Source organism: Ramlibacter sp. Leaf400 (assembly GCF_001424545.1).
Taxonomy (GTDB): domain Bacteria; phylum Pseudomonadota; class Gammaproteobacteria; order Burkholderiales; family Burkholderiaceae_C; genus Ramlibacter.
In genome coordinates this window covers 310,228-335,546 of record NZ_LMQL01000011.1, presented here as the reverse complement: position 1 = coordinate 335,546, position 25,319 = coordinate 310,228, and the positions used below count along the sequence as shown (strand labels likewise).

At 69.8% G+C, this 25,319-nt stretch carries 25 protein-coding genes and 1 tRNA gene; 15 read left to right on the top strand and 11 right to left on the bottom strand.

The window, feature by feature from the left end; genetic code table 11:
- The first annotated feature begins 172 nt into the window (after positions 1 to 172).
- The 3 genes from ASG30_RS15200 to ASG30_RS15190 all read left to right on the top strand — a co-directional run bounded on the left by ASG30_RS15200 (position 173) and on the right by ASG30_RS15190 (position 1,071).
- Positions 173 to 406, top strand: coding sequence for a ribbon-helix-helix protein, CopG family (locus tag ASG30_RS15200; protein WP_442965692.1), 234 nt, complete (start codon positions 173 to 175; stop codon positions 404 to 406).
- 156 nt (positions 407 to 562) lie between these two features.
- Positions 563 to 772, top strand: coding sequence for a hypothetical protein (locus ASG30_RS15195; protein WP_055898360.1), 210 nt, complete (start codon positions 563 to 565; stop codon positions 770 to 772).
- Between the two features lie 92 nt (positions 773 to 864).
- A complete protein-coding gene (locus tag ASG30_RS15190; protein ID WP_200947304.1) occupies positions 865 to 1,071 on the top strand; it encodes a hypothetical protein in 207 nt (68 codons plus the stop codon).
- 2 nt (positions 1,072 to 1,073) lie between these two features.
- On the opposite strand, the gene ASG30_RS15185 is transcribed toward ASG30_RS15190, so the two are convergent.
- The 4 genes from ASG30_RS15185 to mutL are packed head-to-tail and all read right to left on the bottom strand — an operon-like array spanning position 1,074 to position 5,501.
- Entirely contained in the window at positions 1,074 to 1,739 is a 666-nt protein-coding gene (locus ASG30_RS15185; RefSeq protein ID WP_156385566.1) for an ABC transporter ATP-binding protein, read from the bottom strand.
- The gene (miaA, locus tag ASG30_RS15180) at positions 1,736 to 2,665 is read right to left on the bottom strand and encodes a tRNA (adenosine(37)-N6)-dimethylallyltransferase MiaA (RefSeq protein WP_055898358.1); all 930 of its coding nucleotides are present in this window, start codon (positions 2,663 to 2,665) and stop codon (positions 1,736 to 1,738) included. The genes ASG30_RS15185 and miaA overlap by 4 nt, the downstream gene beginning before the upstream one ends.
- A gap of 45 nt (positions 2,666 to 2,710) precedes the next feature.
- Positions 2,711 to 3,559, bottom strand: coding sequence for an alpha/beta hydrolase (locus ASG30_RS15175; RefSeq protein WP_055898739.1), 849 nt, complete (start codon positions 3,557 to 3,559; stop codon positions 2,711 to 2,713).
- Between the two features lie 49 nt (positions 3,560 to 3,608).
- Entirely contained in the window at positions 3,609 to 5,501 is a 1,893-nt protein-coding gene (gene mutL / locus ASG30_RS15170; RefSeq protein ID WP_055898355.1) for a DNA mismatch repair endonuclease MutL, read from the bottom strand.
- Positions 5,502 to 5,530: 29 nt separating this feature from the next.
- Here mutL and ASG30_RS15165 point away from each other — a divergent pair, with 29 nt between their 5' ends.
- Positions 5,531 to 6,184 (top strand): DedA family protein, encoded by a 654-nt coding sequence (locus tag ASG30_RS15165; protein ID WP_055898352.1) that lies wholly within the window; start codon positions 5,531 to 5,533, stop codon positions 6,182 to 6,184.
- 124 nt (positions 6,185 to 6,308) lie between these two features.
- On the opposite strand, the gene ASG30_RS15160 is transcribed toward ASG30_RS15165, so the two are convergent.
- The gene (locus tag ASG30_RS15160) at positions 6,309 to 6,854 is read right to left on the bottom strand and encodes a PAS and helix-turn-helix domain-containing protein (RefSeq protein WP_055898349.1); all 546 of its coding nucleotides are present in this window, start codon (positions 6,852 to 6,854) and stop codon (positions 6,309 to 6,311) included.
- A 95-nt stretch (positions 6,855 to 6,949) separates the two neighbouring features.
- Between ASG30_RS15160 and ASG30_RS15155 the strand changes: the two genes are divergently transcribed.
- The 3 genes from ASG30_RS15155 (at position 6,950) to ASG30_RS15145 (ending at position 9,005) form a co-directional block, all read left to right on the top strand.
- Positions 6,950 to 7,648, top strand: coding sequence for a CoA transferase subunit A (locus tag ASG30_RS15155; RefSeq protein ID WP_055898346.1), 699 nt, complete (start codon positions 6,950 to 6,952; stop codon positions 7,646 to 7,648).
- A 10-nt stretch (positions 7,649 to 7,658) separates the two neighbouring features.
- Complete coding sequence (locus tag ASG30_RS15150) at positions 7,659 to 8,297, top strand: 3-oxoacid CoA-transferase subunit B (protein ID WP_055898337.1); 639 nt, start codon at positions 7,659 to 7,661, stop codon at positions 8,295 to 8,297.
- 147 nt (positions 8,298 to 8,444) lie between these two features.
- Positions 8,445 to 9,005, top strand: a complete 561-nt coding sequence (locus ASG30_RS15145; RefSeq protein WP_156385565.1) for a hypothetical protein — start codon at positions 8,445 to 8,447, stop codon at positions 9,003 to 9,005.
- Between the two features lie 13 nt (positions 9,006 to 9,018).
- Here ASG30_RS15145 and ASG30_RS15140 read toward each other — a convergent pair whose 3' ends face one another.
- Positions 9,019 to 9,627, bottom strand: coding sequence for a DNA-3-methyladenine glycosylase (locus tag ASG30_RS15140; RefSeq protein ID WP_082522125.1), 609 nt, complete (start codon positions 9,625 to 9,627; stop codon positions 9,019 to 9,021).
- Positions 9,584 to 10,054 carry a helix-turn-helix domain-containing protein gene (locus ASG30_RS15135; protein WP_055898331.1) on the bottom strand — a complete coding sequence of 157 codons (471 nt, stop codon included), beginning with the start codon at positions 10,052 to 10,054 and terminating at the stop codon, positions 9,584 to 9,586. The genes ASG30_RS15140 and ASG30_RS15135 overlap by 44 nt, the downstream gene beginning before the upstream one ends.
- 170 nt (positions 10,055 to 10,224) lie before the next feature.
- On the opposite strand from ASG30_RS15135, the gene imuA reads away from it, so the two are divergent.
- From imuA to ASG30_RS15110, 5 genes are all read left to right on the top strand, one after another.
- Positions 10,225 to 10,941: a translesion DNA synthesis-associated protein ImuA gene (gene imuA, locus ASG30_RS15130; RefSeq protein ID WP_055898328.1), complete on the top strand. Its 717-nt coding sequence runs from the start codon at positions 10,225 to 10,227 to the stop codon at positions 10,939 to 10,941.
- On the top strand, positions 10,910 to 12,196 hold the full coding sequence (locus ASG30_RS15125; RefSeq protein ID WP_055898325.1) for a hypothetical protein: 1,287 nt from the start codon (positions 10,910 to 10,912) through the stop codon (positions 12,194 to 12,196). Before imuA ends, ASG30_RS15125 begins: the two co-directional genes overlap by 32 nt.
- Positions 12,189 to 15,476: an error-prone DNA polymerase gene (locus ASG30_RS15120; protein WP_055898313.1), complete on the top strand. Its 3,288-nt coding sequence runs from the start codon at positions 12,189 to 12,191 to the stop codon at positions 15,474 to 15,476. Before ASG30_RS15125 ends, ASG30_RS15120 begins: the two co-directional genes overlap by 8 nt.
- An 83-nt stretch (positions 15,477 to 15,559) precedes the next feature.
- On the top strand, positions 15,560 to 16,192 hold the full coding sequence (locus tag ASG30_RS15115; RefSeq protein ID WP_055898312.1) for a YbhB/YbcL family Raf kinase inhibitor-like protein: 633 nt from the start codon (positions 15,560 to 15,562) through the stop codon (positions 16,190 to 16,192).
- Positions 16,193 to 16,310: 118 nt separating this feature from the next.
- Positions 16,311 to 16,676 carry a hypothetical protein gene (locus ASG30_RS15110; RefSeq protein WP_156385564.1) on the top strand — a complete coding sequence of 122 codons (366 nt, stop codon included), beginning with the start codon at positions 16,311 to 16,313 and terminating at the stop codon, positions 16,674 to 16,676.
- Here the strand turns inward: ASG30_RS15110 and ASG30_RS15105 are convergent.
- Positions 16,673 to 17,377 carry a hypothetical protein gene (locus ASG30_RS15105; protein WP_156385563.1) on the bottom strand — a complete coding sequence of 235 codons (705 nt, stop codon included), beginning with the start codon at positions 17,375 to 17,377 and terminating at the stop codon, positions 16,673 to 16,675. The two genes, ASG30_RS15110 and ASG30_RS15105, sit on opposite strands and share 4 nt — an antisense overlap.
- Before the next feature lie 41 nt (positions 17,378 to 17,418).
- A tRNA-Gly gene (locus tag ASG30_RS15100) sits at positions 17,419 to 17,492 on the bottom strand.
- Between the two features lie 415 nt (positions 17,493 to 17,907).
- Here ASG30_RS15100 and ASG30_RS15095 point away from each other — a divergent pair.
- Positions 17,908 to 20,181, top strand: a complete 2,274-nt coding sequence (locus tag ASG30_RS15095) for a delta-60 repeat domain-containing protein (protein WP_162243742.1) — start codon at positions 17,908 to 17,910, stop codon at positions 20,179 to 20,181.
- 183 nt (positions 20,182 to 20,364) lie between these two features.
- On the opposite strand, the gene ASG30_RS22605 is transcribed toward ASG30_RS15095, so the two are convergent.
- Entirely contained in the window at positions 20,365 to 20,559 is a 195-nt protein-coding gene (locus ASG30_RS22605) for a hypothetical protein (protein ID WP_235579812.1), read from the bottom strand.
- Between ASG30_RS22605 and ASG30_RS15090 the strand changes: the two genes are divergently transcribed.
- Both ASG30_RS15090 and ASG30_RS15085 read left to right on the top strand, forming a co-directional pair.
- Positions 20,558 to 23,200, top strand: a complete 2,643-nt coding sequence (locus ASG30_RS15090; protein ID WP_055898300.1) for an FG-GAP repeat domain-containing protein — start codon at positions 20,558 to 20,560, stop codon at positions 23,198 to 23,200. The two genes, ASG30_RS22605 and ASG30_RS15090, sit on opposite strands and share 2 nt — an antisense overlap.
- A 117-nt stretch (positions 23,201 to 23,317) precedes the next feature.
- Entirely contained in the window at positions 23,318 to 24,043 is a 726-nt protein-coding gene (locus ASG30_RS15085) for an SGNH/GDSL hydrolase family protein (protein WP_327212929.1), read from the top strand.
- On the opposite strand, the gene opgC is transcribed toward ASG30_RS15085, so the two are convergent.
- On the bottom strand, positions 24,009 to 25,166 hold the full coding sequence (gene opgC / locus ASG30_RS15080; protein WP_055898294.1) for an OpgC domain-containing protein: 1,158 nt from the start codon (positions 25,164 to 25,166) through the stop codon (positions 24,009 to 24,011). The genes ASG30_RS15085 and opgC overlap by 35 nt on opposite strands.
- Positions 25,167 to 25,319: the final 153 nt, after the last annotated feature.

Below are 25,319 nucleotides of genomic sequence, written 5' to 3'. Positions count from 1 at the left end.
GCGTCAGCCCTGCCGACTATGGGTGTGCGTGGGGTTCACGACTTCCGTGGCCGCCTTGGGGTGAACCTACATACGGTTCAGCAACGAGGACCGCGCGGACGCGAAACGCGCCTGCCTGAACGGTCGGCGTGGGCCTGCCTCGTCGGGCCGCCCGCAGGTGCATAGTATTATCATGTTATTCACCTATCAGACTCCGATGGAAGACAAGCTGGAAGACAAGCCGGCCCGGTTCACGATCCTCATCGACGCCGACAAGAAGAAGGCCTTCGATGCACTCTGCGCGGCCCAGGACGTCACGGCCTCCCAGATGATCCGCCAGTTGATGCGCGACTACCTGGACAAGCACGGGGTCGACTACGCACCGGGTCCGCTCAGGACCAAGAAGGAACGCAGGAAGGCGGCTTGAGGGCGGGCGGTTTCCCGTTTCGGACAAGGCGCAGTGCGTGCAGGGGCCGCTCCCCCACGACCGGTAGCAGTGGCGTCAAATTGAAATCCGCAACGCGTGCGGCCAGCGGGCGACCACCGGCTTGAATTACAATCCGGTTAACATCATTGCGCTCCCATGGAGAACAAGACCGCCAGGCTCACCGTCCTGATCGATCCGGCCAAGAAGGCCGCATTCGAGAAGCTCTGCTACTCGCAGGACATGACGCCGTCCCAGGTGATGCGTCGCCTGATCCGCGAGTTCATGGACCACCAGGCCCCGGCCCCGTCCCCCGCCCGCAAGGCTCCCGCGCGCAAGCAGCCCGCGGCGCGCAAGCGCGTCGGCTGAGCCGCGCCTCTTCCCCTCTCCCCTCAGATCCGGCCGTCATCGGCCTGTCACCTCCGGGCGCTGTACTGGCAACTCCGCAAAGGAGGTTCGCCATGCTGCTGCAGAAGACCGACAAGGCGCGCCGGGAACTCGATCCCGGCATGCGCACGCTGGGCCTGCGCGAGCGCAGCCTGCTGCTGTTGGCCGACGGCCGCAAGTCCCTGTCCGACTTCGGGCCGTTGTTCGCCGGTGAGGGCGAACGCATCGTGCTCGACCTGGTCCGCCAGGGTTACCTGGAGCCGGTGCGCGCGACCTGGTGAGTTCAGGCCGGCCGGATGCCGTCGGCGGTGAGCCGCAGCACGCGGTCGGCGCGGATCGCCGCGGCCTGCGAGTGCGTCACCAGCACCAGCGAGGCCTGCTCCGAGCGCGTGCGCTCGATCAGCACGTCCAGCACCTGTTCGGCCGTCGACGGGTCGAGGTTGCCGGTGGGCTCGTCTGCCAGCAGCAGGGGCGGCGAGTGGACCAGCGCGCGCGCGATCGCCACGCGCTGCAGCTGCCCGCCGCTGAGCTGCTGCGGCAGCCGCGGCCCCAGTCCGGCCAGGCCCACGGCGTCCAGCATCGCCTGCACGCGTTGCGCGTCCGGGCGTCCGAGCAGCAGCAAAGGCAGGCCGACGTTCTGCGCCACGTCCAGGTGCGGCAGCACGTGGAAGGCCTGGAACACGAAGCCCACCTGGCTGCGCCGCAGCAGCGCGCGGCGGGTGTCGTCCAGCGCGGCCAGGTCGTGCCCGGCCAGCGCGATGCGGCCCTCGTTCCAGTCGTCCAGGCCGGCCAGGCAGTTGAGCAGCGTGGACTTGCCCACGCCCGATTCGCCCACGATGGCGACGAACTCCCCGCGTTCGACCTGCAGCGACACGTTGCGGAACACGTGCACGTCGCCGTAGTGCTTGCCCAGCCCCTCGACCGTCACCAGCGGCGCGGCGTCGCTCACCGAAGCACCTCGAGCGCCAGGGCCACCACCTGTTCGCGGGCATCGGGTGCGTCGCAGGCGATCACGCGGCGTTCCATGCCGCGCAGCCAGGTGAGCTGCCGCTTGGCCAGCTGGCGGGTGGCGAAGATGCCCCGGTCGCGCAGTTCGGCCGGCGGCCAGCCTTCGTCCAGCGCCTGCCAGGCTTGGCGGTAGCCCACGGCCCGCATGCTGGGCAGGCCGGGATGCAGGTCCCCCCGCGCGCGCAGGCGCCGCACCTCGTCCAGGAAGCCCGCGGCCAGCATCGCATCGAAGCGATCGGCGACACGCTGGTGCAGCCAGGCGCGGTCGGTCGGCTCCAGCGAGAGCAGGGCTGCGGGGCGCAGGCCGCCGGCGGAGGCGCCGCGCTGGAATTCGCTGAGCGGCCGGCCCGTGCCGCGCCAGACCTCCAGCGCGCGCTGGATGCGCTGGCTGTCGTTGGGCGACAGGCGCGCCGCAGTGGCGGAATCGGCCTGTGCCAGGTCGGCATGCAGCGCCGGCCAGCCGCGCTGCTGCGCCTCGGCCTCGATCTGGCGGCGAAGGTCCGGATCGGCCGGCGGCATGGCATCCAGGCCTTCGAACAGCGCCTTGAAGTACAGCATGGTGCCGCCCACCAGCAGCGCGACGCGGCCGCGCGCGTTGATCTCGCCGACCAGGCGCTGGGCGTCGGCGGCGAACTCCGCGGCGCTGTAGGCCTGCGTGGGGTCGCGGATGTCGATCAGGTGATGCGCAACGGCGGCGCGTTCGGCCGCCGTGGGCTTGGCCGTGCCGATGTCCATGCCGCGGTAGACCAGGGCGGAGTCGACGCTGACGATCTCGCAGGGGATGCGTGCGGCCAGGGCCAGCGCGGCTCCCGTCTTGCCCGAGGCGGTGGGGCCGGCAAGGGCCAGCAGGCGGGGGGCGGTCGGCATCGCGGCCGAGCCTAGCAGAACGACCGCGAGCCGCGCCGCGCGTGGTCAGCGCAGGCTGAACAGCTGCCGGATCGCCTCGCGGTAGCGGCCCTGGCCCACCCACATGGTGCTGTGGTGCGAGCCGCCTTCCACCAGCAGGAAGTGCTTCTTGCCCGTGGCCGCCTCGAACAGGCGCTGGCCGAGCTCGGAGCGGATCAGCGTGTCGTTGGTGCCGTGCACCACCAGCAGCGGCGAACCGATCCTGCCGACCTTGTCGATCGAGGAGAAGCGCTGCGTGATCAGCGGCCCGATCGGCAGCCAGCCCCACTTGAAGCTGCTGGCCACGTCGGGGATGGAGGTGAAGGTGCCTTCGACGATGGTGCCGCGCTCGTCCTCCACGCGGGAGGCCAGGTCGATGGCGACCGCGCCGCCCAGAGAATGGCCGAACACGTAGCGCGGCCGGTCCGGGAACCGTTCGCCCAGCCAGTCCCAGGCGCGGCGGGCGTCCTCGTAGGCCATCTCTTCCGAAGGCAGGCCGGGGCTGCTCTTGCCGAAGCCGCGGTAGTCGATGGCCAGCACGGAAAAGCCCATGTCCTGCATGCGGCGCATGCGGCCCGACGAGCCCATCACGTTCCAGCGGGCGCCGTGCAGGTACAGCATCACGGGCGTATGGGGCCCCGCGTTGTCGGCCTCCAGCCAGAGCGCGTGCAGCCTGGCCGGCTGGCCGGTCACCCGGGAGTTGAACTCGATCCAGACGTCCTCCATGCCCTCGGCGTAGCTGGCGCTGCCGCCCCAGGCGCGGTCACTGGGCTGGAAGATCCATTCGCGCTGCTTCTCGTCGAGCGTGGAGCAGCCGACCGCGGTGGTGATGGCCAGCACGATGCTGGCGGAGACGGCGAGGAGTCGGCGGACCATGGCCATGGCAGAGTCGCGACGAAGCGTCGAAGTTCCGCGGTTTACGTTTTCAGCGACCGCGCAGGAACAGCGAATCCAGCTCCCGCACCGACAGCTGCCGCCAGGTGGGGCGGCCGTGGTTGCACTGGTCGGAGCGCTCGGTCTGCTCCATCTGGCGCAGCAGCGCGTCCATTTCCTCCAGCGTGAGCCGGCGGTTGGCGCGCACGGCGCCGTGGCAGGCCATGGTGCCCAGCAGTTCGTTTCGCGCCCGCTGCACCACCGTGCTGGCGTCGTGCTGCGACAGCTCGGCCAGCACGCTGCGCGCCAGTTCCACCGGGTCGCCGTGCGCCAGCGTGGTGGGCACGGCGCGCACGGCCAGCGTCTTGGAGGAGAACGGCGTGATCTCCAGGCCGAGCGTCTGCAGCGCGTCGGCGCAGGCTTCGGCGGTGGCGACCTCCTGCGGCGTCGCGGCGAAGGTGGCGGGGATCAGCAGCGGCTGGCGCGAGATGGCCTGCGCGCCGGCATCGCCGTCCAGCTGGGCCTTGAGCCGCTCGTAGACGATGCGCTCGTGCGCCGCGTGCATGTCGACGATCACCAGGCCGTGGCGGTTCTGGGCCAGGACGTAGATGCCGTGGAGCTGGGCGAGGGCGCGGCCCAGAGGCAGGTCGTCGTCGGGCGCGGCTCCCGTTCTGGCTGAGCTTGCCGAAGCCCCGGTGCCCAAGCCATCGAGAGGCTCCGGCCGAACGGGTGCAGCGAAGAATTGGTCGATGGCCTCGGGCCGAGCGGAGGAGGGCGCCGGCCCCGGTTGCCACAGCGCGCCCAGTTCCGACACCCGGTGCCCCACCGGCGCGTCAAAGGCCATGCGCGGCTGCGTCCACGAGGGCGCTGCCGGGGAGAACGGCTCCGGCGCGAGCGAAGCTGGTGCGACCTCCGCCGCCTGTCCCGCGCGCGGAGCCGCCAGCGCCGCTTCCACCGCGCGCCGCACGGCCTGGTGCACCTCGCGGCTCTCGCGGAAGCGCACCTCGATCTTGGTCGGGTGCACGTTCACGTCGACGCGGGTCGGGTCGATCTCCACGTACAGCGCGTACACCGGCTGCCGCTGGCCGTGCAGCACGTCCTCGTACGCGCTGCGGGCCGCATGCGTCAGCACCTTGTCGCGCACGTAGCGGCCGTTGACGTAAGAGAACTGCTGGTCGGCGCGCGCGCGGGCCGCGTCGGGGATGCCGGCGCGGCCGGTCACGCGCACCGGGCCGGCGGCGTAGTCCACCGCGATGCTGCTGGAAAGGAAATCGTCGCCCAGCACGTCGGCCAGGCGCTGGTCGCGCGTGCCGGGGCGCCACTGCTCCACCAGCCGGCCCTCGTGCCACACGGCAAAGCCGATCTCCGGCCGCGCCAGCGCATGGCGGCGCACCGCCTCGATGCAATGGGCGAGTTCGGTGGCATCGGTCTTGAGGAACTTGCGGCGCGCCGGCGTGCTGAAGAACAGCTCCTTGACTTCCACCGTGGTGCCGGTGGCGCGCGCGGCGGGTCGCAGCTCGCCGCTGCGCGCATCCAGCAGGAAGGCACTGGCCTGGCCCGGGCAGCGCGAGAGCAGGCTCATCTCCGACACCGAGGCGATGGCGGCCAGCGCCTCGCCGCGGAAACCCATGGTGCCCACCGATTCCAGGTCGGCCAGGCTGCCGATCTTGCTGGTGGCGTGGCGGCGCAGGGCGATGGGCAGTTCCTCGCGCGGGATGCCGCCGCCGTCGTCCTCGACGCTGACCAGCCGCACGCCGCCCGCGAGCAGCCGCACCGTCACCTGCGTGGCGCCGGCGTCGAGCGCGTTGTCGACCAGTTCACGGACGACGGACGCGGGTCTTTCCACCACCTCGCCGGCCGCGATCTGGCTGATAAGCTCATCGGGCAGCTCCCGGATGGGCCGGCGCGGATGGTCCGAATGGAGCACGGCGTTCACGAGCGGCATTCTAGGTGGCCCCCGATAATCGCCCCCCAATGGAACTAGTCTCCTTCCTCATCGACTTCATCCTGCACGTGGATGTCCACCTCGAGACGTTCGTGCGCAACTACGGTGCGTGGGTTTACGCGCTCCTGTTCATCATCGTCTTCGTCGAGACCGGCGTGGTGGTCATGCCGTTCCTGCCGGGCGACTCGCTGCTGTTCGTGGCCGGCGCGCTGGCGGGCCTGGGCTTCATGGACTACGGCACCACCTGCCTGGTGCTGGTGGCCGCGGCCGTGCTGGGCGACCAGTCCAACTACATGATCGGCCGCTACCTGGGGCCCAAGGTTTTCCAGTGGGAACAGTCGCGCTTCTTCAACCGGCGCGCCTTCGACCAGGCCCACGCTTTCTACGAGAAGTACGGCGGCATCACCATCATCCTGGCCCGCTTCGCGCCGTTCCTGCGCACCTTCGCGCCCTTCGTGGCGGGGGTGGCGGAGATGACTCGCACCAAGTTCAGCTCGTACAACGTGGTGGGCGCGCTGATCTGGGTGTTCGGCATCGTCACCGCGGGCTATTTCCTCGGCGGCCTGCCGTGGGTCAAGGCCAATCTGGACAAGATCATCTGGGCGATGATCATCATTCCGGGATTGGTGGTGCTGGCGGGTGCGTGGAAGGCCCGCCGCTCCGAGGCGGCCCGGCTGGCCTGACGCCTGGGTTCGTCGTCCTCGCGAAGGCGGGGACCCAGGGCTTCCCGACAGTCCGTGGAAGCGGATGCACTGGATTCCCGCCTCCGCGGGAATGACGGGAAAAAAGCGCGGGAATGTCGGGACGCTACTGCCCCGCGGTCAGCTTGTGCACCAGGTCGGCCGTCGTGTTGGCCTTGTACTTGCGCATCAGGCGCGCGCGGTAGATCTCCACCGTGCGGTGGCTGATGACCAGCGCCTTGCCGATCTCCTTGGACGTCATGCCGTCCAGCAGCCGCGCCGCCACCTCGCGCTCGCGCGCCGTCAGTTCCGCCTTCACCGGCCGCTGCGAACTCAGGTCCTCGAACGACCAGATGCCCGACTCGTGCGGCGCGTCGCGGTTGAGCGCGCGGCCGGTCACGTGGCACCAGAACACCTCGCCGCTGGCCCGCTTCATGATGCGGTCGTCGGCGTAGTGGCCCTTGGCATTGAGGATGGGCGCCATGCGCGCGCCCAGCCGTTCGTATTCGTCGGCGCTGGGGTAGAGCGTCATGAACGACTGCCCGATGAGCACCTCGCGCGAGAAACCGAACATCTCGCACAGCTGGCGGTTGCAATCGACAATCGAGCGGTTGCGCGAGAGGCACAGGCCGATGGGGGCCATGTCGAATGCCTGCCGGTAATCGACGTCCATCGGGCTAACCTTTACGAGTAACTACGTAACGCATTAAGTAGTATCGTACCCCGGTTTTCCGGCGCTCCGCCGGCCTGCAAGAGGAGACCTCCCCCGTGAACAAGCTCTTTCCCAACGCCGCGGCCGCGCTCGACGGCGTGGTGCGCAGCGGCCAGCTGATGGCCGTGGGCGGCTTCGGCCTGTGCGGCATCCCCGAGGCGCTGATCGACGCCTTGCGCGACAGCGGCGTCAAGGACCTGACCGTCATTTCCAACAACGCGGGCGTCGACGACTTCGGCCTGGGCAAGCTGCTCACCACGCGCCAGATCAAGAAGATGGTCTCGTCGTACGTGGGCGAGAACAAGGAGTTCGAGCGCCAGTACCTGGCCGGTGAACTGGAGCTGGAATTCACGCCCCAGGGCACGCTGGCCGAGAAGCTGCGCGCGGGCGGCGCCGGCATCCCGGCTTTCTTCACCAAGACCGGTGTCGGCACCATCGTCGCGGAAGGCAAGGAGCTGCGCGAGTTCGACGGCGAAACCTACGTCATGGAGCGCTCGCTGGTGCCCGACGTCGCGCTGGTCAAGGCCGCGGTCGCCGACAAGAGCGGCAACCTGCGCTTCAACCTCACCGCGCGCAACTTCAACCCCGCCTGCGCGATGGCCGGCAAGGTCTGCATCGTGGAAGTGGAGAAGATCGTGGAAGTGGGCGAGCTCGCCCCGGACGACATCCACCTGCCCGGCATCTACGTGCACCGCCTGGTGCTCAATGCCACCCCGGAAAAGCGCATCGAGAAGCGCACCACCCGCCCCGCCTGAGGAGATCGACATGCCCTGGACCCAAGACCAGATGGCCGCGCGCGCGGCGCAGGAACTCGAGGACGGCTTCTACGTGAACCTCGGCATCGGCATCCCCACGCTGGTGGCCAACTTCACCGGCGACAAGGAGGTGTGGCTGCAGTCGGAGAACGGCATGCTGGGCATCGGCCCGTTCCCCACCGAAGCCGAGGTCGACGCCGACCTCATCAACGCCGGCAAGCAGACCGTCACCACCATCAAGGGCTCGTCGATCTTCGGCAGCCACGACAGCTTCGCCATGATCCGCGGCGGCAAGATCAACCTCTCGATCCTGGGCGCCATGCAGGTCAGCGAGAAGGGCGACCTGGCCAACTGGATGATCCCCGGCAAGATGGTCAAGGGCATGGGCGGCGCAATGGACCTGGTGGCCGGCGTCAAGCGCGTCATCGTGCTGATGGAGCACGTCGCGAAGAAGAAGGACGGCACCGAGGACATGAAGGTGCTGCCCCAGTGCACCCTGCCGCTCACCGGCGTGGGCGTGGTCGACCGCATCATCACCGACCTGGGCGTCATGGACGTCACGCCCAAGGGCCTCAAGGTGGTCGAGCTGGCGCCCGGCGTGAGCTTCGAGCAGATCCAGTCCAAGACCGGCGTCAAGCTGCAGCAGTAGCGCTGCACTCCTTCACCGCGCTCACAACTCGCAACCCGCTGCCGGCCGTGGCTGACAGCGGGTTGTGCTTTTGGCTGGCTTGCTCAGCCGTGTCGAGGCTCGACCATCCGGCCAGCGATGCCGACGGTTCGGCGTGCGGGAGGTGTCATGCATTCCAAGAAAGCCCTGATGGCCGCCCTCGCGGCGCTGGCGGCCGGCCCCGCGCTGGCCTGCTTCACGGTCTACGACCGCAACAACCTGGTGGTCTATAACGCGCTGGAGGCGCCGGTGGACATGAGCAGGCCGCTGCACGAGACCCTGCCGCAGAAGTACCCCGGCGGGCACCTGGTGTTCGACAACACCGCCGACTGCCCGACCGCCGCGCCCCAGCGCCAGATGCGCGTGGCGTCCACGCCCGGCCGCTCGCCGCTGCTGATGGACATCGCCACCGCCGAGAAGCTCGGGCTCAAGCACACGGTCATCGCCGACGGCGTGGCCATGGTCCCGGACCGGCCCGACAACATGCAACCCGGCGTGGTGCTGGCCGAATCGGGCCTGCCCGCCGCGGCCGGCCCCGACACCCGGATGATGGGTGCCGGCCCGGCCCGCCCGAACACCGCGACCCAGGGGCCCGCCGCCCGAGCGGGTCAGCGCAACAGCCCGGTCATCACCGAGATGCACAACCCGCCGCTGACGGCAGTCCAGCCCGGCCCCTACCGCGCGCGCTGAACGGTAGACGAACTCAGCCGAAGCGACGGCTGAGGTAACGCGAGCCGGCCTCGCCGAAGCGCCAAGGCAAGTCCATCGCCTTGCTGATGCCGATGCGCGGCCCGGCGACCACCTCCACCCCATGCGGCGGCGCGATCACCTGGAAGGGCTTGCGGTCCAGGCGGTGGCCGTTGAGCGCATGCGTGATGCCCAGCGCTTCCCCCACCCGGCCCGGACCGGAGCAGAGCAGCCGCGGGTCTTCCAGCCCGCGCCTCTCGCGCATCAACGCCAGGCCTTCGGTGGGTTCGATCGCGCGGATCAGCACCCCCGCGCCGTGCCCGGCTTCGCGGCAGACGAAGTTCAGGCACCAGTGGATGCCGTACGAGCGGTAGACGTAGGCGCGCCCCGGCGGGCCGAACATCGAGGCATTGCGCGCGGTCGGCCCCGAGAAGCTGTGCGAGGCCGGGTCCTCGCGGTCGTAGGCCTCGGTCTCCACGATGCGCCCGCCCACGCCATTGACCAGCAGCACGGCGCCGATCAGGGCGCGTGCGACCTCGTGGGAGTCGCCGGCGAAATCTGCGGGCGCCAGCGTGGCGTGCCTAGACAAGCAGCCGCCCTCCGCCGAGGGCCGTGGCCAGCGCATGGACGAGAGCGAGCTCCTTCATGCCGAGCGTGGCGGCCTTGACGTGCCGCCAGTTGCTCTCGTAAAGGGACAACGCTTCCTGCGGGCTGACTTCCTCCACGCCCTGCAACTGCCAAGCGAGTTTGTTCAGCTGCGGGTAGTCGGCCAGGCGGATGCGGTCGGGCAGGGTGGTTGCCGCAGTGGGGGCGTGCGGGTCCAGGAGGTTCACTTGCAATCCCAGCGCGGCTGCGGCTGCGGCCCAGGCCCCGATCGTCACGCTGGGTTCGCCTCGTTCGATGCGGTGCAGCGTCACGCGCGACAGGCCCGCGGCCTCGGCCGCCGCCGTGGCCGAGATCCGCTGCTCCTTGCGGTGCTGCCGCAGCCGCTCGCCCATGCGCGCGAGTTGCGCGGAAGTGGCGGCGGCTAGCGGCGGAGGAAGGGATGGCATGTTTCTCATTTTGGTCAAAAACACATATTTGTCAAGAATGAGAAACAAAGTATCGCCCTTCCAACTCTGGCTGCGTGGGCGAGTCAGCCGAAAACGCACAGACGAGGCCAGCACTTTACTGTATAAATTGACAGTACTTTCTGCCCTTCCCATTCCCTGCTTTTCCACCCATGCAGTCCGCTGCGGTCCTGGCCATCCCCCACGTCTGGCGCGTGCCCGACCTCGCGCACGAGGAGAGCGTGCTCGCCAGCGGCCACCCGGTGCTGGACGAGCAGCTCCCCGGCGGCGGCTGGCCGGTGGGGAGCCTGGTCGAGCTGATCCAGGCCCGGCCCGAGGCCCATGTCTGGCAGCTGGTGCTGCCGGCGCTGGCGCAGGCCACCGGGGAGAAGGCGGGGCCCGTCGTGCTGGTCGGCGCGCCGCATCCGCCCTTCGGTCCCGCGCTGGCGGCGCAGGGCCTGTCGGCCGAAAGGCTGCTGTGGATCCGCACCGACAAGGCCGCGGCGCGCCTGTGGGCGAGCGAGCAGGCGCTGCGCTGCGCCGACGTGGTGGGACTGGTTGCCTGGCTGCCGCAGGCGCGCGCGCAGGAGTTGCGCCGCCTGCACCTTGCCGCGCGCCAGCACCGCAAGCTGCTGTTCGTGCTGCGCGGCCTGCCGGTGCTGGCCCAGGCCAGCCCGTCGCCGCTGCGGCTACTGCTGGAAGGGGTGGAGGACCTGCAGGTGCGCATCGTCAAGCGCAAGGGGCCGCCGCTGGAGCAGCCGCTGCACCTGCCCGCCATCCCCGCCCGCCTGCAGGCCCTGCTGAACTCTCGCCGGCGCAGCGTGGAGCTGCCCGTTCCCGTCATCGAAAGGAGATCGCATGTACTGGATCGCCTTGTCACCGAATCTTGAAAACGAACGGCTGGCCTGGAGCTGGTGGGCGCTGCGCTTCACGCCCCGCGTGGCCTGGGTCGAGGAGACGCTGCTGCTGGAAGCCTCGTCCAGCCTGCGTCTGTTCGGCGGCCGCAGGGGCCTGCTGGAACTGCTGCTGTCCTCGCCGGACGACCTCGGCGCGGCCACCTGGGCGGTCGGCCCCACGTCGCTGGTGGCGCTGGCGCTGCTGCGGTGCAAGCAGCGCGACGTGCCCGCGCCCAGGCCCTGGCCCGAAAGCCTTCCGCTGGACCTGCTGAGCGCCGCGCTGCCGCACGTCGCGCTGCTCGAACGCACCGGCATCCGCACCTGGGGCCAGCTGCGGGCGCTGCCGCGCGGCGGCCTGTCGCGGCGCTTCGGCGCCGGGCTGCTTGCCGCGCTGGATGCCGCTTTCGGCGAGCGCCCCGAGCAGTACGCCTGGGAGGTGCTGCCCGAGGTCTTCGACATGAACGTGGAACTGGCCAGCCTGGCCACCACCGCCCCCGACCTGATGCTCGCCGCCGAGCACCTGCTGCGCCGCCTGCAGCAATGGCTGCAGGCCCGCAACCGCGGCGTGCTGGCGCTGGAACTGGAATGGACGCTGGACCTGCGCCGCCTGAACGGCGTGCGGCTGCCGCCGAAGGAGCAGCTGCAGGTTCGCACCGCCCAGCCCACCCAGGAGATGGCGCACCTGCGCCGCCTGGTGCGCGAACACCTGGACCGGGCCTCGCTGGCGGCGCCGGCCAACCACCTGCGGCTGCGGTCGATCGAGACGCTGCCCTGGGCCGGTGCCACCACCTCGCTGCTGCCGCAGGACCGCGTGGAAGGCGAGCGCCTGCACCAGCTGGTGGAGCGCCTGTCGGTGCGCCTGGGCGAGGAGTGCGTGCTGGTGCCGCAGGCGCAGGAAGACCACCGCCCCGAATCCAAGCAGGCCTGGGTGGCCGCACGCGGCCATGAGGCCACGGCCTGCGCCGATGCGGACGCGCTCTATCCGACGTGGCTGCTGCCCCAGCCCGTGAAGCTGAAGATGAAGGGCGAGACGCCGTGCTTCGGCGGACCGCTGCGCCGGCTGGCGCGCATGTACCGGGTGGAAACCTCGTGGTGGGACGCATCGGGCCCGGCGCTGCGCGACTACTTCATCGCCCGCAGCCCGCAGGCCGGCCTGGTGTGGGTCTACCGCGAGCGACCGCCCAACCTGGCGCAGGACCTCGCGGCCTCCGGCCAGTTCGACTGGTACCTGCAGGGCCTGTATGCCTGAGACGCAAATCAAGCCCAAGCCGTTGCTGGACGAGGAGCGGCTGCCGCCCGTGCTGGGCAGCGGCCCGGACGTGCTGCCGCGCTACGTGGAGCTGCACTGTCTGTCCAACTTCAGCTTCCAGCGCGGCGCCTCGCATCCGCAGGAGCTGGTGCGGCGGGCCTACGACCTGGGCTACGAAGCGCTGGCCATCACCGACGAATGCTCGGTGGCCGGCGTGGTGCGCGCGGGGTCGGGGCTGCGCGACTACCTGGAATTCATCGAGCGACTGGAAGAGGCCTACCCCGACCAGCCGCGCAAGCGCCCCTTCCGCCTGCTGTACGGCGCCGAGTTCGATTTCGGCGAGGGCCGCCTCGTCGCCCTGGCGCGCAACCTGCACGGCTGGGGCGGCCTGTGCGAGTTCATCACCGCCGCCCGCACCACCGCGCCCAAGGGCAGCTACAGCGTGGGCTGGGACACCAGCGACCTGCGGCTGCTGCAAGGCTGCGAAGTGCTCTTCGTGCCTCGGCGCACGCCGGGGCAGCCGGTGGATGCGGGAGCGTTGACCGAGCGGCTCACCCGCCTCAGGCAGCTGTATGGCGACAGCCTCTGGCTGGCCGTCAACCTGCCGCACCTGCTGGACGACGACCTCTGGCTGGCCGACCTGCGCCAGGCCGGCGAACGCAGCGGCGTGCCCCTGGTCGCCACCGGCGACGTGCACATGCACGCGCGATCGCGCAAGCGCCTGCAGGACGTGATCACCGCCGTGCGACTGGGCCGGCCGGTCGACCAGTGCGGCCTGGCGCTGCAGGCCAATGCCGAACGCCACCTGCGCCAGCGCAAGCGCCTGGCCGAGCTGTACCCGCGCGAACTGCTGGACCGCACCTGGAAGCTCGCGCAGCGCTGCGACTTCCAGCTGGAGGAGATCCGCTACGACTACCCGCTGGAGACGGTGCCGCCCGGCATGACGCCCCTGCAGCAGCTGCGGCGCCTCACCTACGAAGGCGCGCAGGCCCGCTACCCCGAGGGCATCCCCGACCGCGTGAAGGAGCTGCTGGAAAAGGAACTGCCGCTGATCGAGCGCTGCCGCTACGAGATGTTCTTCCTCACGGTGCACGACATCGTGAAGTTCGCCGAATCGCGCAGCATCCTGTGCCAGGGCCGCGGCTCGGCCGCCAACTCGGTGGTGTGCTTCTGCCTGGGCATCACCGCCATGGACCCGATGCTGTCCAAGCCGCTGCTGGAGCGCTTCATCAGCGACGACCGCCGCAACGAGCCGCCCGACATCGACGTGGACTTCGAGCACGAGCGGCGCGAGGAGGTGATCCAGTACATCTACGGCAAGTACGGCCGCGAGCGCGCCGCCATCGCCGCGGTGGTCATCAGCTACCGCATGCGCAGCGCCATCCGCGACGTGGGCAAGGCGCTGGGCGTGGGCGAGCCGCTGGTGGACGCCTTCGCCAAGGACCACTTCTGGTTCGACCACGAGCTGGCCACGCACAAGCTGCAGGACCTCGCGACGACGTGCGGCGTGACGCTGCATCCGCACCAGGCCGCCCTGTGGCTGGAACTCACCGAACAGCTCATGGGCTTTCCCCGCCACCTGTCGCAGCACGTCGGGGGCTTCGTGCTCACGCAGACCCGGCTGACCCGCCTGGTGCCGGTGGAGAACGCCAGCATGAAAGACCGCTCCATCATCCAGTGGGACAAGGACGACCTGGAGGACATGGGCCTGATGAAGGTGGACGTGCTGGCGCTGGGCATGCTCACCGCCATCCGCCGCTGCATCGACCTGGTGGCGCTGCGGCGCGGCGCGCCCTTCACCCGCTACGACATCCCCGACGAAGACCCGGCCACCTACGAAATGGTGCGCCGCGCCGACACGGTGGGCGTGTTCCAGATCGAGAGCCGCGCGCAGATGTCGATGCTGCCGCGCCTGAAGCCGCGCACCTTCTACGACCTGGTGGTGGAGGTGGCCATCGTGCGGCCCGGCCCCATCACCGGCGGCATGGTCCATCCCTACCTGAAGGCGCGCGAGCGCCAGTCCCGCAATGAGGAGATCGTCTACGAGCGTTCCCGCTACGACACCGGCGAGCCGCGGCTGAAGAAGGCGCTGGAGCGCACGCTGGGCATCCCGATCTTCCAGGAACAGGTGATGGAGATCTCCATGATCTGCGCCGGCTTCTCGGCCACCGAGGCGGATGCGCTGCGCCGCGCCATGGCCGCCTGGAAGCGCAAGGGCGGGGTGGACAAGTTCGAGGCGCGCCTGAAGGGCGGCATGAAGGTCAACGGCTACAGCGACGAATTCGCCTCGCGCATCTACGAGCAGGTGAAGGGCTTCGGCGACTACGGCTTCCCCGAAAGCCACGCCTACAGCTTCGCCCTGCTGGCCTACAAGAGCAGCTGGCTCAAGTGCCACGAGCCGGCCTGCTTCCTGGCCGCGATGCTCAACTCGCAGCCCATGGGCTTCTACGGGCCCTCGCAGCTGATCCAGGATGCGCAGCGCCACGGCGTGCAGGTGCTGCCGCCGGACGTGTCCTCCAGCGACTGGGACTGCACGCTCGAAGGCGCGATGGACGCCCCCGCGGTGCGGCTGGGCCTGCGCCTGGTGGGGAGCCTGCGGGAGGAGGCCGCGCGCCGCATCCCCACGGCCCGGGAACAGGGCGCCTTCGCCGACACCGAGGACCTGGCCCTGCGCGCCAACCTGGACGTGCAGGACCTCGCCGCCCTGGCCGCCGGCGACGCCCTGCAGTCCCTGGCCGGCCACCGCCGCCAGCAGGTGTGGGAGGCCTCGGCCCAGCGCCGCGCGCCCGAGCTGCTGCAGCAGGCGCCGATCCGCGAGGAGCCTCTGGCGCTGCCGGAAGCCCACGAAGGCGAGGAGATCGTCTTCGACTACGCCTCGATGGGGCTCACCTTGCGGCGCCATCCGCTGGCGCTGCTGCGGCCCAAGCTGTCGCGGCTGCGCTACCGCACCGCCGAACAGCTGGGCCAGCTGCCCGACGGCCGGCGCGCCTCGGCCTGCGGCATGGTCACCGTGCGCCAGCAGCCCGCCACCGCGGGCGGCACCATCTTCGTGACGCTGGAGGACGAGACCGGCCCGGTCAACGTGATCGTCTGGAAGCGGGTGCGCGAGGAACAGCGCGAACCGCTGCTGCATGCTCGGCTGCTGGCGGTGCACGGCACCTGGCAGCGCGACGAGGCCAGCGGCGGACGGGTCTGCCACCTGCTGGCCGAGCGCCTGGAGGACCTCACGCCCCTGCTGGGCCGCCTGGGCCGCGACAGCCGCAGCCGCGACTTCCACTGAAACCACGGCCGAGCCTTCCACGCGACCGCGTCCGACATCCGCCTTTCGCGGCCTCGCGCAGGATGTCGCCCTGGAGCCCTGCCATGCTGGAAAAACTGCCCGAAGCCCTTGGCCACGCGCTGCGCGACCTTCGCGCCGGGCTGGACAAGATCGTCTTCAACACCTGCGGCATGCGCTCCGGGCTGGGCATGATCCAGGTGACCAGCCTGGCCTTTGCCGACCATGCGCCCATCCCCGAGCGCTACACCGCCGACGGCGAAGGCCTGTCGCCGCCGATCGACTGGACCGGCGTGCCCGCGGGCGCGCACAGCCTGGTGCTCATCGTCGAGGACGCCGACGCCCCCAAGTCCGACCCGCTGGTCCATGCCATCGTGGTCGACCTGCCGCCGCAGGACGGCTCGATGCACGAAGGCGCGCTCAAGAGCCCGGGCCACGCCGGCGAGGACGACGTGCACTCGGGCCGCAACTCCTACTTCATGGCCGGCTGGATCCCGCCCGACCCTCCGCGCGGGCACGGGCAGCACCGCTACGCCTTCCAGCTTTTCGCGCTGGGCCAGGGCAAGCCGTTCAGCGGCAAGCCCACGCGCGGCGAGGTGCTCAAGGCGATCCAGGAGCGCGGCCTGGCCGGCGGCCTGCTGGTGGGCACGTACACGCGGCCCGACGGCAGCATCAAGGCCGGCGAACCCGCTTCGACCGCCCCGCGCATCGCGGGCTGATGTCCCCGCCCTTGGCGCCGCTTGCGCATGTGTTACGGGTGGTTCCCCGTCGTCGCCCGTGCGTCCTGCGGCGTGTATGGTGGTCGGATCGGCCCCAGGGCCTCACCTTGGAGATGCCATGAACAGAGCAGTACTCGCGGCCGCTGCGGCCGCCTTGATCTCAAGCACGCCGGTGTTCGCGCAGACGTCCGGCCTCGTCAGCATCGAACTGACCGAGGTGTCGTCCAACATGGCCGAGCGGCTGAAGGTGGACGAAGCCAAGATCCCCATGAGCATCATGGTGCCGCCCGAGGTGGCGGCCGAAGCGTGCGGCGTCTCGCCCGGTGCGCCTTCTCCCCAGGTCGCGCGGCGCGGCGACGGCTGCATGGCGCGCAAGTCCACCCCGTTCCTGGACAAGCTGATCACCTCGCGCATGGAAGCGGACGATCCCTCGGCCATGGGCGGCCCGCCCGCGAAGGGTCCCGACGCCGCCAGCCCGCGCTAAGCCGGCCGGCCCGCGGCCTGCGCCTCGGCGCCCGAGCGGGCCTGCAGCAGGCCGACGATCACCAGCACCGGCAGGCCGAGCTCGAGCGGCTCCTCGATGACGGCCTGCAGCGCGTAGACCGATCGGCTGCTGCTCACGCCGAACGACTCGGACAGCACGCCCAGCGAACGGTCCAGCAGCTTGGTGCCCACCAGCACGGCCCCCGCCGTCACCGCGGTGATGGCGGCCGCGCTGGAGCGACGGAAAGCCTGCAGCAACTGCCGGCCGTGCCGCCGCAGCAGGTAGAGCCCGGCGGCCGCCAGCACCCCCACCACGGCCAGTGCGCCCAGCTTGTGCGCGAGCGGCGCGTCGCCCAGGTAGAAGCGCGACTTCAGGATGCTCATGCCCGTCAGCTCGATGTGCCAGTCCAGCTCGCGCGCCGCGCACGCCAGCAGCAGCAGGGCCAGGGCGAGGGCGCTGCCGCGCGTCGTTCGGTCGAACGCGAAGCGGACCAGCGCGACCACGGCGGCGACGACGAACAGCACCGCGGTCGACATCTCGATCGGGCCGTGCTCGGCGGTCCAGTGCAGGATGGCCTCGGCCGGCGCGAAGACCCACACGGCCACCGCCAAGACCAGCATGGCCAGCACGAGCAGGGGCGAGAACGTGGGGCGGTTCAGGGCCGACATCGGGGAAGCCTTGTTGGGGAAGGGTTGCGACATCGGTGCGGCCGGCTTGGACCGTCGTGCGATTCGCTGGGGGCTGGAGCGGGCGATGGGAATCGAACCCACGTCTTGAGCTTGGGAAGCTCAGGTCCTGCCATTGAACGACGCCCGCGGTTCAGCTGCGCATTTTAACTGGATGGGCAAGCGGACGAACGAAGGTGGGCCTACTTCCTGCGTCGTCCCGCGCCTGGTCAGGTTCAACGCACATCCACGCGTTAGACGGCTTCCGGGCTGGCGAACTAGTCGACGTTCAGTGCTGGACGCAGTCTTGGGTGCAGTTTTCGTCGATGAGCGGGCCGGCTGAAGCGATCTGGAGCGGGAAGCGAACTTGCAACCGGCCAGACGGCGTGCACGCGTTCGTGAGGGCAAGTCATGAATGGGAAGGTGCTCACGGAAGCGGACATTCGCACCGACCCGAAGCATGGCGAACCCAACTTGTCGGGCGTCGCGCGCGCAAGATCGCCGCCGCTGCGCCCCGCCAATGGCGCAGCCATGGCACCATGCGTGCAATTCCTGGAGCCGACACGATGGAATCCCTCAGCCTGTCAAACCACGGTCTTGCACATTGGTTGAAGGTCATGGTGCTCGCCATCCTCACCCTTTATCGCGCCGCCATGGCGCTCCTGGCGACGGGCACCCTCTTTCTCATCTGTGCGAGCAGTGCCTGGGCTGCCGCGGGCGACCTGGATTCCACGTTCGGCGGCGACGGCAAGGTGACGACGCCTTTCTTCACCGAAGCCAACGACAGCGCGACCGTGTATGCGATTGCGGTGCAGCCCGATGGCAAGATCGTCGCGGCGGGCAGCGCTTCGCGCTCTCAACAAAGCGGCGCCGGCAGTGGCAGCGAGTTCGCACTCGCCCGCTACAACACCGACGGCAGCCTGGACACCAGCTTCAGCGGCGATGGCAAGGTGACCAAGGATATCGCCGGCGGCCAGGACTACGCATACGGCGTCGTGGTGCAGCCCGACGGCAAGATCGTTGCAGTGGGCTCTGCCAACGTGAACGCAGCGAGCTTTTACACCCGTTTCACGCTGGTTCGCTTCAACCCCGACGGTAGCCCGGACAGCGGTTTCGGCACGGCCGGCGTCGTGAGCACCGATTTCTTCGGCACGGAAAACGTAGCCACCTCGGTAGCGCTCCAGGCCGACGGCCGGATCGTGGTGGCGGGGAGCGCCCACGATGGGATCGGCAGGCGCTTCGCGCTGGCGCGGTACAACGTCGATGGCAGCCTGGACGCCAGCTTCGGCACAGGCGGCAAGGTGACCACGAGTTTCTTCGGCTTCGATGACGGGGCCACGGCGGTCGCGGTGCAAGCGAACGGCAAGATCGTGGCGGTCGGCAGCGCCTACCCCGGGGGCGCCAACAATCAATTTGCGGTGGCGCGCTACAACGCCGACGGCAGCCTGGATGCGAGCTTCGGGACCGGCGGCAAGGTGACGACCGACTTTTTCGGCCGGAACGACCTTGGCCATGCACTCCTCTTGCAGAGCGACGACAAGATCGTGGCCGCAGGCATGGCCTATCCGGTCGTGGGCGGCATCGACGAATATGCGCTGGCCCGCTACAACCCCGACGGCAGCCTTGACAACAGCTTCAGCGGCGACGGCAAGACAACGCTGGTTTTTTCCAGCGCTTATCTCAGGCGCCTGGCAGCGGCTCTTCAGCAAGACGGAAAGATCGTCGCCGTGAGCTGGGGCGTCGATGGGTCGACCGGATTCGACGTATTTTCGCTGGCCCGATTCAACAGCGACGGCGGGCTCGACCTGGACTTCGGGGCCGGAGGCAAGGTGACCACCAACGTCCTGGGGTCCCAGAACCAGGCGTATGCGCTCGCGGTCCAGGCCGACGGCAAGATCGTGGCCGCAGGTTCGGCGTTCGATCCCAGCCGTTCCCACAGTGTCTTCGCGCTGACCCGATACGACGCCGGCGCTGGCGGTTCTCCCGCGGCGGCGCTCTCGTCGCTCCTGGTCGATCCGGGCAGCGTGGTGGGCGGCGTGTCCTCGGCCGGGACCGTGACTCTGACCGCGGCAGCGCCGGCGGGAGGGGCACTCGTCGCCCTTGCCGACGACTCGCCGGCGGCCACCGTACCAGCCAGCGTGAGAGTGCCGGAGGGCGCCACGACGGCGACCTTCAGCGTTGCAACCACGGCGGTGGCGACCAGTACCACTGCGACGTTGACGGGGACCTACAACGGGGTGAGCCGTGCGAGGACCTTGACCATCACCCCGACGACGACGGCGCCGCCGCCGCCGGCGCAGCCCGCGCTCTCCGGCCTGGTCGTCAGCCCGACGAGCGTGACCGGCGGCAGCGCGTCGGTCGCGACGGTGACGTTGACCGGTGCTGCCCCGGCCGGCGGCGCGACGGTCACGCTTGCCGCCAGTTCGCCGGCGACCGTCATTCCCGGCAGCGTCACGGTGCCGGCCGGAGCGACGGCGGCGGCCGTCACCATCACCACGAGCACGGTCGCCGCGCCGAGCGCGTCGACGATCACCGGGTCTTACGGCGGGGCCACGCGAACGGCAACGCTGACCGTGAACCCGGCTCCTGCCGGCGCGACGCTGACGGTGCGGGCCACGGGCCGCAGTGGCGAGAGTGTGGTGTCGAGCCCGGCGGGAATCAATGCGAAGGTCGGGACGACGGCCTCGGCGAGCTTCGCGGTGAACACCGTGGTCACGTTGCGCGCAAGTAACAATCGCGACGTGATCTGGTCCGGCAGCTGTTCCAGCGGCGGCAACAAGGCGAAGAGCTGCACGTTCACGATCAAAGCCAATTCATCGGTGACGGGCAACGTGCAGTAGGGAGGCGAACACCACGCTGCTGCGCTACTCCACGGAGATGCCCGAGCGGCGCACGACTTCGCGCCAGCGGCTGAAGTCCGCCTTCATGAGAGCCGAGACCTTGGGGCCGGAGCGACCAGAGACCTGTCCAGGGTGAAGGCCGAGCCCTGCCATTGAACGACGCCCGCGGTTCAGCTCGGGTTTTTACGCGGCTTTGCCGGTCGGAATGGAAGGGGCCAGGTTCGGTGTGGCAGGCCGAAACTCGTGGAAACGTTCGTCGAGTGACACAATCGCGGGACCTGAACGTTCGCGATCGATGGCAATGATTTCCGTGCCACCGTGCAACGAGGGGAAGTGAGGAAGAGGGACGAATTTTCCGCGAAGGAGCTTGTCCATCATGACCCTCCCGAATCGCAGCGCCTGGGCGAGCCTGCGCGCGCTGTTCGTCACCCTGGCCACGTCGCTGTCGATCGCCGGCGCCTTCGCCCAGTCGCCGACTTTCGCAAGAACGGACTATCCCTTCATCGGGCACCAGGTCGTCGGTGACTTCAATGGTGACGGATTGCCTGACCTGGCAGGGCAAGCCTATCTGGTCCAGGCCGTCGCGGTTCGTTTGAACAACAACAACGGGACGTTCGGCCCGGTGGTCGAATACCCCGTGCCCGTTGCCGCCCAGGCCGTTGCGGCCGGTGACTTCAATGGCGACGGCAGGCTGGATCTCGTCGTCACCCACAACGACCCGAACATCAGTCTCTCCTTGCTGGCGGGCAATGGCGACGGCACCTTCGCCGCGCCGGTGAGCTTCCCGAACACCTCCGGCTTCGACTCGCCGGACATCGTTGCAGCGGACGTCAACAACGACGGAAGGCTCGACCTCCTCATCGCCCACAATGCCGCCTGCTTCACCGCACCTTGCGTGATCGCCGAAACGATCTCCGTGATGCTGGGCAACGGCAACGGCACCTTCCAGCCTTCGCGCGAGATCGTCGTCGGCCGGGGAACCGGCCCCATCGCCGTCGGCGACTTCAACCGCGACGGCTTCAAGGACCTGGCGATCGCCGGCAGCAATGCGCAGGTCTTCCGACTCTTCGGCGTCGGCGACGGAACCTTTGTCCAACAACCCACATTGACGCTGCTCGCCGACACCGGCTTCGTCATCGGTACCGACATCGATGTCGCCGACTTCAACCGCGACGGCATCGAGGACCTGGTGGTGGCCATCGCCACCAATGGCAGCCGGACGGCCGTCCTGTTCGGCAACGGCGACGGCACGTTCCGCACCCCCCTGATCCTCACGGATCCCAATCTCAATATTCCCCAGTACCAGGCCGTCGCCGACTACAACGGCGACGGTTTCCTGGACCTGGCGCTCAGCATGGGAAACGGCCTCCAGGGTTTGATGAACATACGCAACGGCAATGGCGACGGCACGTTCCAGGCGCCGGTGGCCTTTGCCGTGCCGGGCCCGCTGTCGAGTGCCGGTGGTGCCCACATCGTTGCAGCGGACCTCAACGGCGACGGCAAGCCGGACATCGTGCTGGGCCAGGCCGGCGCCTTCCCGGGTTTGCTGGTCCTGGTCAACTCCACGGGCGTCCCAGCCCCTGCGACGCCCGCGGCGCCGACGCTGATCTCCCCGGCAGCCGACGCAACGCCTGGGCAACCGGTGAGTTTCGACTGGACCGACGTGGCCAATGCGACGAGCTACCAGATCCAGGTGGACGACAGCTCGACCTTCTCGGCGCCCTTCAGGGCGGACCAGACCGTCGGCACCTCCCAGGTGAGCATCGGCGGGCTGCCCGCGCAACGCTTGTGGTGGCGCGTGCGGGCGCGCAATTCGGCCGGCGTGTTCGGCCCGTTCTCCAGTGCACGGCGCTTCACGCCGCGGGCCGCGGCGACAGGCCCGGCAACGCTCCAGGCGATCGCGCTCAGCCCGACGAGTGTCGTCGGCGGCACCACCGCGCAGGCCACCGCGACGCTGACGGCCGCTGCGCCCCCGGGCGGAGCGGTCGTGACGCTCTCCAGCAGCAACCTGAGCGTGGCCACGCTTCCTGCAAGCGCCACCGTGGCCGCTGGCGCCACCAGCGTCACGATCACGGTCAGCACGGTGCCGGTCGCCGCGCCGACCCTGGCGACCATCACCGCGGCCTTCGGCGGGGCCACCCGCAGCGCGACGCTGACGGTGACGCCACCGCCGCCACCTCCACCGCCGTTGGGACCGGCTTCCCTGTCCGTGTCCCCCGCGACGGTCGACGGCGGCGCCAGCGCGGTCGGCACGATCTTCCTGTCGTCGGGGGCTCCCGCCGGCGGGCTGGTCGTCGCGCTCACGAGCTCGGACACCACCGCGGCGACCGTCCCGGCAGCGACGACCATCTTCCTGAGCAGCGGCACCTTCCCGATCACGACGCTGGCCGGCGCGACGAACAGGACGACGACCATCACCGCCTCGGCCAACGGTGTCGTGCGGACGGCGACGCTCACCGTGCTCGGCACCGCTGCGCCGCCCTTGCTCTCGGCGCTGACGGTCAACCCGACCAGCGTGACCGGCGGAACCTCCGCGCAAGGCACGGTCAGCCTGACGTCGGCGGCGCCCGCGGGCGGGTTCGCCGTGTCCCTGTCGAGCAGCAACGCCGCGGCGGCGGTGCCGGCCAGCGTGGCTGTGGCGCAGGGGGCGACGAGCGCAAGCTTCGCGATCCCCACCAGCACCGTCACGTTCCCGACGCCGTTGACGCTCACGGCGAGCGCAGCGGGGGTGACGCGAACCGCGTCCCTGACGGTGACGGCTGCGGCGCAGACAGCCACGGTGACGGTGACGGCGACGGGGCGCAGCGGTGAACGGGTCCTGTCGAGTCCGGCCGGTATCAGCGTCAGCGTCGGCAGCAGCGGTTCGTCCTCCTTCACCTCGGGAACCGCGCTCGTGCTGAGCGTCTCGAATGGCCGCGACGCGATCTGGTCCGGAGCGTGTTCCAGCGGCGGCAACAAGACCAGGACGTGTACGTTCACGGTCAACGGCAATGCGTCCGTGGGGGCCAACGTGCAGTAGGCAACTGGCACCTCCCTGCGTTCCGGCCCCTCGGGAAAGCCGCGTAAAATCGCGAGCTGAACCGCGGGCGTCGTTCAAATGTCCCCGAGAATTCCAGACTCCCCCATTTCGCGCCGCGTGGCGTTCCGCGCGGCAGTCGCTGGACTGCTCTTCTGGCTGCCGTGCGCATCGCTTGCCACCGGGCCGGGTTCCACCCCCGTCGCCCGCTGGGGCGACACCCTCGCCGCCTTCGAGCGCTCCGACCGCACCTCGCGCCCCGCCCCCGGCGGCGTGCTGTTCGTCGGCAGTTCCTCTATCCGCCTCTGGCCGCGCATCACCGACGACTTCCGGCAGGTGACGGTGATCAACCGGGGCTTCGGCGGCTCCACGATGGCCGACTGCAGCCAGCTGGCGCGTCAGCTGGTGGTGCAGTACCGGCCGCGGCACGTGATCGTCTACGCCGGCGACAACGACCTGGCCGAGGGCCGCACGCCGCGGCAGGTGCTGGAGAGCTTCCAGGACTTCGTGAACATCGTGCGCTCGGAGCTGCCGGACGCGCGCATCAGCTACATCTCGGTCAAGCCCAGCCCCCTGCGCGAGCCGCTGCTGGACAAGGCGCGCGAGGTCAACGGGCTGATCTCGCGCTACCTGCAGGAGCAGCTGCCCAACGCCAGCTACATCGACGTGTTCACCGCCATGCTGGACGGCGACGGCCGGCCCCGCACCGACCTGTACGGCCCCGACCGCCTGCACATGAACGCAACCGGCTACGCGCTGTGGCGGCAGCTGGTCACCACGCACATCCTGGCGGCGCAAGCCGGGCCCGAAACTATCGCGCCTGCCGTCGGCCCGCCGGCACGCTGACGCCCACCGGCCGCTGCTCCCACCACAGCGTGAGGCGCCCGGCGCCCCACAGGGCGGTGAGGGCCACCGCCAGCAGCGGCAGGTCGATGTGCCAGGGCCGCGTGGTCACGCCGCCGAACAGGCTCAGCACCAGCAGCACGATGACCAGGTGCGCGCAGAACACGGCCAGCGAGGCCGAGCCCATCATCTCCAGCGGTCGCAGGCGCGGCAGCGCGCGGGCCAGCGCGGGCCCGAAGCGCAGCGTCAGGACCAGCAGGGCCGCCAGGTTCAGCAGCCGCAGCGGCCCGAGCTGCCACTTGTCGAACAGCAGGTTCATGCGCTCGTCCGCGCCGAAGGGCGCCTGGCCCTCGACGTGGCGCCACACGAAGCCGATCAGCCCGACGAGCACCGCCACGACCACGACGGCGGGCGGGAAGCGCAGCGACGGCGGATCGTCCTGGTGGCGCGAGGCGCCCAGCCACAGCCCCAGCACCCACGGCAGCTGCCAGGCGAAGCCGTTGAAGGCGCCGGTCTCGGCGTAGGGCACCGGCAGCTTCGTGACGAGGGCCGCGGCGTGGTACAGGCGCTCGGCCAGCCCGAACTGCGCCAGCACCCACAGCGTGACGCTGCCCGCCAGCACCCAGAACCAGCCGTAGCGCATGCCCAGCACGAAGGCCCAGGGGCTGGCCAGCATGAACAGCACGTACATCGGCAGGATGTCCAGCAGCGGCGGCTGGTAGATCAGCAGCAGCCCGCCCGCCAACGCCTGCACCGGGTGCTGCAGGTAGTAGCTCATCAGGTTCTTGACCGCCGGCTCGTCCACCTTGATCCCGATGACCGCGATGACGGTGAACAGGAACAGCAGGGTGGCGGCATGGCAGGCATAGACCAGCAGGGCGCGGCGCCAGAAGGCCCGGCGCGTGGCGGGGATGCCCTGGATGACGGCCAGGCGGCCGTACACCAGGCCGGCCATGTAGCCCGAGAGCAGCACGAACCCTTCGGCGGCCGACACGTAGCCGAAGGGCTGGCCCAGCGGATCGGTCAGACGCGTGGGCAGGTGCGTCAGCGTCATCAGCAGGAGCATCAGCCCGCGCAGGGCGTCGATCTCCCAGCGGCGGCGGGTGGGGGAGTGGTTCTCGGCCATGGGCCGCCCATGGTGGGGCGGCGGCGGGTCGCGTGTTGTAGGACGCGGCTGTGCAAGCAAAGGGGCAGTGGCGGGCGCTCGACGGTCCACTCCGTCATTCCCGCGGAGGCGGGAATCCAGTGCGTCCGCCTTCAGCGGACTGCCGGAAGCCCT